This window comes from Bacillota bacterium (genome assembly GCA_024655925.1).
Taxonomy (GTDB): Bacteria; Bacillota; DTU025; order DTU025; family JANLFS01; genus JANLFS01.
This window is the reverse complement of record JANLFS010000037.1, coordinates 19,087-27,146: the sequence shown is the minus strand read 5'-3', so window position 1 is coordinate 27,146 and position 8,060 is coordinate 19,087. Positions and strand designations below refer to the sequence as shown.

Here is an 8,060-nt window from a genome sequence, read left to right as displayed (position 1 = left end):
ATTCCGTGGTATCCGACTGTGGATGCTGAGAAGTGTTCGGGATGCCGGTCGTGCTTCGAGTTCTGTTCTCATGGGACCTACGGCTGGGATGAAGATGCAGGGAAGCCTGTGGTGAAGAACGCGTTCAGCTGCGTAGTCGGGTGTTCCTCCTGCGCGGCGCGTTGCCCGTCTGAGGCGATCTCTTTCCCGCCGCTTTCCATACTGAAGCAATACCTGTAGCCGAGTAGATCCCGCTTTGGGCCTGGAGCCGCATGCTTGGTGCGGCTCCAGGCCATACTCCACCGTCGAGGGGGCTGATGTCATGAAGAAAGAAACGGCCCAAAGATCCGGCTCCGGGCTTGGTTTCTTCGAGAAGTACTTGACATTGTGGGTGGCAATCTGCATCGTGCTGGGCGTGACCATAGGGCTCAAGATTCCGTCGTTCCCGAGAGTCCTGAGCCGGTGGGAGTACGCTCATGTTTCGATCCCGGTGGCCATCCTCATCTGGTTCATGATCTACCCGATGATGCTCCAGATCGACTTCGGAAGCATCGTCAGGGCCAGCCGCCAGCCGAAGGGGCTTACCATAACGCTCATCGTCAACTGGGTCATCAAGCCGTTCACCATGTTCGGGCTCGCCTGGCTCTTCCTGAGGATAGTCTTCGCCAGATGGATCTCGCCCGACCTGGGACAGCAGTATGTTGCCGGCGCAATATTCCTCGGCGCTGCGCCTTGCACGGCCATGGTGTTCGTGTGGAGCTACTTGAGCAACGGAAACCCGGCCCACACGCTTGTGCAAGTGGCCATCAACGACCTGGTGATCCTCTTTCTTTACGCGCCCATAGTGATATTCCAGCTTGGACTGGCGGAGTTTGTGGTTCCGTATGATACTATTCTCCTCTCGGTTGTTCTTTACGTTGTGATTCCACTCACTGCCGGTTACTTGACCCGGGTGCGACTGATTCGCGCACATGGTGAACAGTGGTTCCGCGAGGCCTTCCTGCCCAAGTTCAGGCCGGTGACCATCATAGGGCTCCTTCTTACGCTCATCATCCTCTTCTCGTTCCAGGGGGAGACGATCGTAGCGAACCCAGTCCACATACTCCTGATAGCCGTTCCGCTCACGATCCAGACGTATCTGATCTTTGCCATAGCATACTTCTGGGCGCGAGCCTGGCGCGTGGACCGCACTGTGGCTCCTCCGGCCGCCATGATAGGAGCCAGCAACTTCTTCGAGCTCGCCGTGGCAGTGGCAATCTCCCTCTTTGGGCTGGGCTCCGGTGCGGCCCTGGCAACGGTGGTCGGGGTGTTGGTTGAGGTTCCGATTATGCTGAGCCTCGTTGCCTTCGCAAACCGGACCAAGCACTGGTTCCCGGAGCCTGCAGGAGGAGGGCCGACTCAGGCCAAGCTGGAGCCGGGTCCGGAAGGCGCCAGGTGAAGCCTGATCTGGGAGTGTGAGCCGCTGAATGCTGGAAGGATTGGTGAAGAGCCTTGCGGAGGCAGTAGCGACGCCTGGAATCGGTTACCTTGCTGCGTTCCTTGCCGGTCTGCTATCCTCGCTGTCGCCGTGCGCCGTCGCCGCAATTCCGCTCGCTGTGGGATATGTGGGAGGATACGCGTCGGGGGACCGCAAACGCGCCGTAGCGTGTTCCTTGTCCTTCATCGCGGGACTTACCGTCACATTCACGCTGCTCGGCGCCCTTGCCGGGGGAATGGGCTTTCTGTTTGCGAGCCCGAAATGGCAAGTTGGACTGGCGGCCGTCATAACTGTACTCGGGCTGAACGTGGCGGGCGTCATCAGGATTCCGCTGCCCACTGTCAGCCCCAATGTGGCGAGGAATTCCGGCCTGGCGGGGGGATTTGTCCTCGGGGCGGCCATCGGGACAGTCTCCGCCCCATGCGCGACGCCTGCCCTCATTGCCATTCTTGCGCTTTCATCGACTTCCGGGAACCCGTGGGGGGGCGCCGCACTCATGGCCGCGTATGCCGTTGGGCATTGGGCCACGATCCTCGTCGCCGGGTTGGCGGTTGGGTACCTTCCCTCAGTTCTTGCCAAGACGGGTTTGGCGGGAGCCCCCTCTTGGCTAACACGCGCCATGGGCATGGTGATTGCGCTGGTCGGGGCCTGGATGCTGTTCGCCTCAGTTCAACGGCTGATATGAAGTTACTCATGAACAAAGGTGGCGAGGTCAAGTGTCGTTGGGAAGCTGGACTACCAGGCTCGTCCTCGTCTGTGTGTTGCTCATTGGGGGCGTGGTGGTGTGGGCTTATAACATGCCCAAGTCCAAGCCTGCCGTGGCTGGGGCTATTGAGGCAGGCCCGGCGGACCTTGCGAAAGCGGCTGCATCTGGGCTGCCATATGTCGCCAAGATCGGTTCGGACAGCTGCATTCCGTGCAGGCAGATGAACCCCATAATGGACTCGCTTGCCAGGGCGTTCGAGGGAAAAGTGGGATTCTACAAAGTCGACGTCTACCGATACCAAGATGTTGCGGCTAAGTACGGCGTGAGGGTCATACCTACTCTGGTGCTGTTTGCGCCTGGAGGTTCCGTCTTGTACAATCACGAAGGATATCTGTCTGAAGATGCGCTTACTGAACTCATGAGGTCGCAGGGGATGATCGACTAGAGCGCGGGCCGCTCGAGGAGGAGTGATACGGTGCCGATTGTGGTATCGGTGAAGCTTGTGACGCCTTGGAACGAGCCGGCCGAGGACATAGAGCTCGAAGATGGTTCTAGCCTGGCCGATGCTATCCTGAAATTTCTGCAACTTCGAAAACGCAAGGCCCATTCGGAGCTTGAGAAGTCCCTTCTGGAACCTGAACCCGATGTGCTTCTGAAGACAAGCGCGGTCACGGTCAATAAGACGATGTGCGATTCAAAGGCGGACCTTGCGAGCGTTGGGATCAAGCAGGGCGATCAGATCGCTCTGGTTCCTCCGGTGCTCGGGGGGTAGGAGGCAGCAAGAGTGCGGCTAATGCAGGTAACGGGGCTGCTCGCATGCCTTCAGACGACGGCTTCCGAGCAGCGCGGTCCGAAGGAAATGAGCCAGTCGCAATGTGACTGCGCTGATGTTGACAGAGTCCGAATGCAAATCGCCGGAGGCCGTAAGGCCGTAGCAAGCCTGGCCCCCACCTATCCCGCAGCCTTCATGGGATCCTCCGCAGGGTCCGTCGTCTCCGCGCTCCGGCTTGTGGGCTTCCGCCGGGTGGAGGAGACGGCGTGCGCGCTTGACATGATCGTAGCCCAGCGCGCCCGGCTGATAGCAGAGTCTGATAACGTACACATCTCAACTTCATGTCCCCTGGTGGTGTCGCTCGTTCTTGCCGAGTATCCGGAGCTTGTTCCGGCGCTTGCGCCCATGCCCTCCCCCATGACGCTTCACGGGCGACTTCTCAAGGAGGCTCAGGGTGAAGACTCCTTGGTTGTCTTCGTTGGCCCCTGCCTAGCGAAAAAAGAGGAGGCGGGGAGGAGTTCGACCAGCCACGTGGATGTGGTTCTTACTTTCCGTGAGCTTGAGTCGTGGATGAACGAGGAAGGGTTGAGAGTCTCGGATTTGCCTCCGAGCGACCCTGACAGGCGGGGGTCCGAAAGCGCCAGACTGGGGCCGATCCCTGAGGGCATCTCAGGTCTGGACGATTGCCGCGCAGTCCTGGATAGGCTTGTCCGGGGGGAATACATACCAGCTGGACGCTTCCTGGAATTGCTGGCATGTCCCGGAGGATGTGTCAACGGGCCCGGCATGCCAGACGCCCTGGAGGGACCTGAGGCGAGGAAGAGCAGGATCGCCAGCTTTGCGCTGGGATGTGGCGGCCTGGCCGGTGCCTCGCAGGAGGGCATCATGAGCCGAAGGAGTGTGAGATCATGACTGTATACGAGATTTCGCAGGCTGCTGCGCCTGCGCTGGGGGCGCACAGCAAAGAAGTTCTGGAAGAGGCTAAGACCCACAAGGCCCTTGTGATTCGAGTGGATGCGGGCGCTACGATCCCTCCATGCGTCATGGGAAGCCATACCTTCTTCTTCATTGTGAGCGGAGGGGGTACCATAACAGTCGACGGCGTCTCCACGACGATTTCCGCCGGTCAGCTTGTCAGCATCGAGCCCGGCGCCGAGCGCAGCGTCAAAGCTGAGGACAGCATGACGGTGCTTGCGATCCAGGTGCACATGCCGACCGACTAGGAGGTCAAGGGCCGTTGCCTTTTGGATGGCAGCGGCGGCGAGGACTGGATGCAGCTTTCCCACCGTGCTCCTCTACCCCCAGTATTTCAAGCTGCCGCAGGTATCCCATTCTGCTCGCCGAACGTGTCTCGTTCAGAAACATGTGCCAACCCTGTTCCAAAAGGAGACGCGAGGAAGGAAGCGGGCGCGGAGAGATGCCACAACAGGCGCCGAGGGGTGGGAGATTGGCGAAGTTGGGTGGGAAGTGCTGGGCTATCATGCCTTTGGCGGTCATCCTGACACTGGCAGTGTACTCAGTGGGGACGACCGCTTGTACTTCGCTCGCGGTCAGCGCAGGGGCGTCAATCGACGGGTCAGCCTCTGTGAGTCACGCCAATGACTGCTGAAGATGTTCGTTCCAGCTCGAGAAAGTTCCAGCTTGGGACTGGGAGCCCGGATGCGGCGAGCCAGGGGCGTATTAGGTCGCACGGCGTCTGCCCGATGGCCACATAGCTGCGGCCGCGAACGCGTCTGTGATCAACGTGATTGACTGGGAGGACCACGAGAACTTCATGCACAGCCCAGGGAGCCTGGAGAGCGCAATCGGGGCCCGCTGGTGTGATCCGGCGAGCGGCAAGACCTACGCCTGGCAGCGCACGATCTCAGTCATCAACTGCGAGCACACTTGCATCTCGCAGGTCCGCTCCTGGCTTCCCGACGAGATCGCGCCGGTCGTGTGGTACGGCGCGAATTCCGCCACAAGGCCCGGCTATCCCGAAGAGTGGATCAAGCGCGTCTTGGATGATCCAGATATTCGGAAGTAGCCTGCCGCCGGAGTAGTCTCAGGGTCGAAACGGCTCTGCCGCCACCCGAGAGATCGGGGTCGGCAGGGCCCCCTGCCGTACCGTGCCGCGCGTCCCGGCCAGGCCCGTTCCCACGCCCGCCTGCGCCCGCCTCCGCTCGTCTCCACCTCCGCTCGCGCCTCACGCCCTCGACCCCGGGCCCCGTGGACCTCGGAAACGTGGCGTTGTTCATACGCAGGCGGTATGAACAAGGCCAAACCCCCATAGGAATCTATGGACGGCAACGAGAAAGAGGTGGTAGCCGAATGACGGAAACACCGTGGCATTCGGCCACTCCCGGAGTGGCCGAACGGGAACTCGAAACGTCGATGGAGTCCGGGCTTTCTCCAAGCGAGGCCGCGGTGCGGCTCTCGGCGTACGGGCTGAACACAATCAGGATGAAGAGAGGCCCGTCGCTAGTTCGCATATTCATCAGCCAGTTCCAGGACTTCATGGTCTTGGTCCTCCTCGGGGCCGTCGCGGCGTCCGCCTACCTCGGCGAGTATCAAGACGCGGCGGCAATCCTTGCCATAGTCCTCGTAAACGCGGTACTCGGTTTCGTTCAGGAATTCCGGGCCGAGCGGGCGCTCGCCGCCCTGAAGAAGCTCTCTGCCCCCGGCGCGACTGTGAGGAGGGGGGGCGAGACAATCCACATCCCAGCCGCCGAAATCGTCCCCGGCGACGTCATCCTCCTTTCGGCGGGCGACAGGGTGCCTGCTGACGCCAGGCTCGTGGACTCGTCCCAGCTTGCGGTGGATGAGTCCGTCTTGACCGGAGAGTCGAGACCTGTGCCGAAGGATCACAAGGCGGTTGCCAGGGAGAGCGCCCCCGTCGCGGAGAGGCCCAACATGGTGCACGCCGGGACCGTTGTCACGCGGGGCCGGGGCCGGGCGATTGTGTCCGCGACCGGCATGGACACCGAGATGGGTTCCATCGCCGGCATGATGGGGGAGGTGACCGATGCGGAGACCCCGCTTCAACGGAGGCTGGGGCAACTCGGCAGGTGGCTTGTGTTGGGGTGCGTGCTGGTCTGTGCCCTCGTGTCCGCACTCGGGGTCGCCAGAGGAGAGTCGCTGCACTTGATGTTCCTCTCCGGAGTGAGTCTTGCGGTCGCCGCCATACCTGAGGGACTCCCCGCCATAGTCACAGTCTGCCTTGCCCTCGGGGTGCAGAGGATGAGCCGCAGGCGCGCTATCGTGCGCAGACTGACGGCAGTCGAGACTCTGGGGTGCGCCACTGTGATATGTGCGGACAAGACTGGTACCCTGACCCAGAACGAGATGACTGTGAAGATCATAGACCTGGTGGGGCGGGAAATCACCGTGACCGGGATTGGGTATTGCCCCGAGGGAGAATTCCGCGAGGACGGCAAACCCGTAGACCCCACGAAGGACGCGGTCCTGCGCGATCTGCTCCTCTGCGCCGCCCTGTGCAATGACGCGTCCCTGGTCCGCCGGGGCAGGAGTTGGGAGGTCGTGGGGGACCCGACCGAAGGCGCGCTCGCCGCCATGGCTTTCAAGGGCGGGCCGTCCCTCTCCCGGCTCGCGCGGAAGTTTTCGCGCGTCTGGGAGATTCCTTTTGAGTCTGAGCGCAGGATGATGGCGGTTTCGTGCTCCGGGCCGGACGGGCACATGACGTTCGTGAAGGGCGCCCCAGGCGTCGTCCTGAGCCTCTGTTCGTCCGGGGTGCGCGCGGGTCGGGTGGTTCCTTCCGACAACAAGTTCAGGGACGCCGTGCTGGCGAGAGACTCGTATCTCGCCTCCCAGGCTATGCGAGTCTTGGCCTTCGCGTGTGCGCCCGGGAACCTGATCGAGATCGGATCGGACGGAGACGCCGCCTGCGCCCCGCATTTGACCTTCTTGGGGCTCGTGGGCATGATGGACCCGCCCAGGCCGGAGGCAGCCAGGTCTGTTGAGCGTGCCCGCAGGGCGGGAATCAGGACTGTGATGATTACCGGAGACCATGCGGAAACCGCCAGGGCGATCGGGATCGAACTGGGGTTGGTGGACCATGGCGGCGGCATCATGACCGGCGAGGAACTCGACCGCACATCCGACCGGCGGCTGGCCGAGATCGTGGAACACGTGGCCATCTTTGCCCGGGTGACGCCCGCACACAAACTGAAGATAGTCAGGGCACTCCGGGAGCGCGGACACATCGTGGCGATGACCGGAGACGGCGTGAATGATGCCCCATCCATCAGGGAGGCCGACATCGGTATCGCAATGGGCCGGTCGGGGACAGATGTCGCCAGAGAGGCTTCCGCGATGGTCCTTTCGGACGACAACTACTCGACCATCCTGGCTGCAATAGAAGAAGGGCGGTCGATCTACGATAATGTGAGGAAGTTCATCAGGTATCTTCTTGCGTGCAATGTCGGGGAGGTGCTGACGATGCTCCTGGCGGTTGCGGCAGGCATGCCGCTCCCGCTCACTCCCATTCAGATACTGTGGATGAACCTGATGACCGACGGCCTGCCCGCAATGGCACTTGGGGCCGAACCTACGGACCCCGATGCCCTGGAGCGGCCTCCAAGAAAGCCGACAGAAGGCGTGTTCGCACGAGGTCTCGGTCTCAAGATCGCAAGCCAGGGAGTGTTCATTGCTGCATGCACTGTGGCGTCGTTCGTCGTGGCCGGCACGTTCCTCGGGCACGGCCTCGCCACCGCTCGAACGGTAGCCTTCTCGACCCTTGTGATGTCCCAACTGATCTATGTATTTCACTGTCGCTCAGAACGAAAACCCCTCTCAGAGATAGGGCTGTTCTCCAACAGGTTCCTTGTGGCCGCGGTGGCCACCTCCACGGCTTTGCAGCTTGCGGCCGTATACGCTCCGCGCACCGCCGCCGTCCTCGGGACAAGGCCGCTCGCTGCGGTGGACTGGGCTGTAGTGCTTTTCCTCTCGGGATGGTCGGCCCTTCTTATGGTCGCCGCGAGAGCCGCCAAGAGAGCTTTGGCGAGGCGGCACTCGCTGTTCCGCGTCAAGGGCGCGGGCGGCCCTGCGTACACCGGCAGGCGATTTCGCTGAAAGTGGCCCCAGCGCTTCGAAATCAGCAGGAATTTGGCCAGACAGGTGGAATATGT

General features: G+C 61.8%; 10 protein-coding genes. All 10 read left to right on the top strand.

Annotated elements, in window-relative coordinates:
- A complete protein-coding gene (locus NUW23_07480; protein MCR4426016.1) occupies positions 1 to 219 on the top strand; it encodes a ferredoxin family protein in 219 nt (72 codons plus the stop codon).
- Between the two features lie 82 nt (positions 220 to 301).
- A complete protein-coding gene (gene arsB / locus NUW23_07475) occupies positions 302 to 1,417 on the top strand; it encodes an ACR3 family arsenite efflux transporter (GenBank protein ID MCR4426015.1) in 1,116 nt (371 codons plus the stop codon).
- 28 nt (positions 1,418 to 1,445) lie between these two features.
- Positions 1,446 to 2,141, top strand: coding sequence for a cytochrome c biogenesis protein CcdA (locus NUW23_07470; GenBank protein MCR4426014.1), 696 nt, complete (start codon positions 1,446 to 1,448; stop codon positions 2,139 to 2,141).
- A 31-nt stretch (positions 2,142 to 2,172) separates the two neighbouring features.
- Positions 2,173 to 2,607 carry a thioredoxin family protein gene (locus NUW23_07465; protein MCR4426013.1) on the top strand — a complete coding sequence of 145 codons (435 nt, stop codon included), beginning with the start codon at positions 2,173 to 2,175 and terminating at the stop codon, positions 2,605 to 2,607.
- A 30-nt stretch (positions 2,608 to 2,637) separates the two neighbouring features.
- A complete protein-coding gene (locus NUW23_07460) occupies positions 2,638 to 2,934 on the top strand; it encodes a MoaD/ThiS family protein (GenBank protein MCR4426012.1) in 297 nt (98 codons plus the stop codon).
- Positions 2,935 to 2,955: 21 nt separating this feature from the next.
- Positions 2,956 to 3,846: a hypothetical protein gene (locus NUW23_07455; protein ID MCR4426011.1), complete on the top strand. Its 891-nt coding sequence runs from the start codon at positions 2,956 to 2,958 to the stop codon at positions 3,844 to 3,846.
- A complete protein-coding gene (locus tag NUW23_07450) occupies positions 3,843 to 4,157 on the top strand; it encodes a cupin domain-containing protein (GenBank protein ID MCR4426010.1) in 315 nt (104 codons plus the stop codon). The genes NUW23_07455 and NUW23_07450 overlap by 4 nt, the downstream gene beginning before the upstream one ends.
- Positions 4,158 to 4,381: 224 nt before the next feature.
- Positions 4,382 to 4,543 (top strand): hypothetical protein, encoded by a 162-nt coding sequence (locus NUW23_07445; protein ID MCR4426009.1) that lies wholly within the window; start codon positions 4,382 to 4,384, stop codon positions 4,541 to 4,543.
- Positions 4,544 to 4,708: 165 nt separating this feature from the next.
- Positions 4,709 to 4,960 carry a hypothetical protein gene (locus NUW23_07440; protein ID MCR4426008.1) on the top strand — a complete coding sequence of 84 codons (252 nt, stop codon included), beginning with the start codon at positions 4,709 to 4,711 and terminating at the stop codon, positions 4,958 to 4,960.
- Positions 4,961 to 5,244: 284 nt separating this feature from the next.
- Complete coding sequence (locus NUW23_07435; GenBank protein ID MCR4426007.1) at positions 5,245 to 8,004, top strand: cation-translocating P-type ATPase; 2,760 nt, start codon at positions 5,245 to 5,247, stop codon at positions 8,002 to 8,004.
- The last annotated feature ends 56 nt before the right edge of the window (positions 8,005 to 8,060 follow it).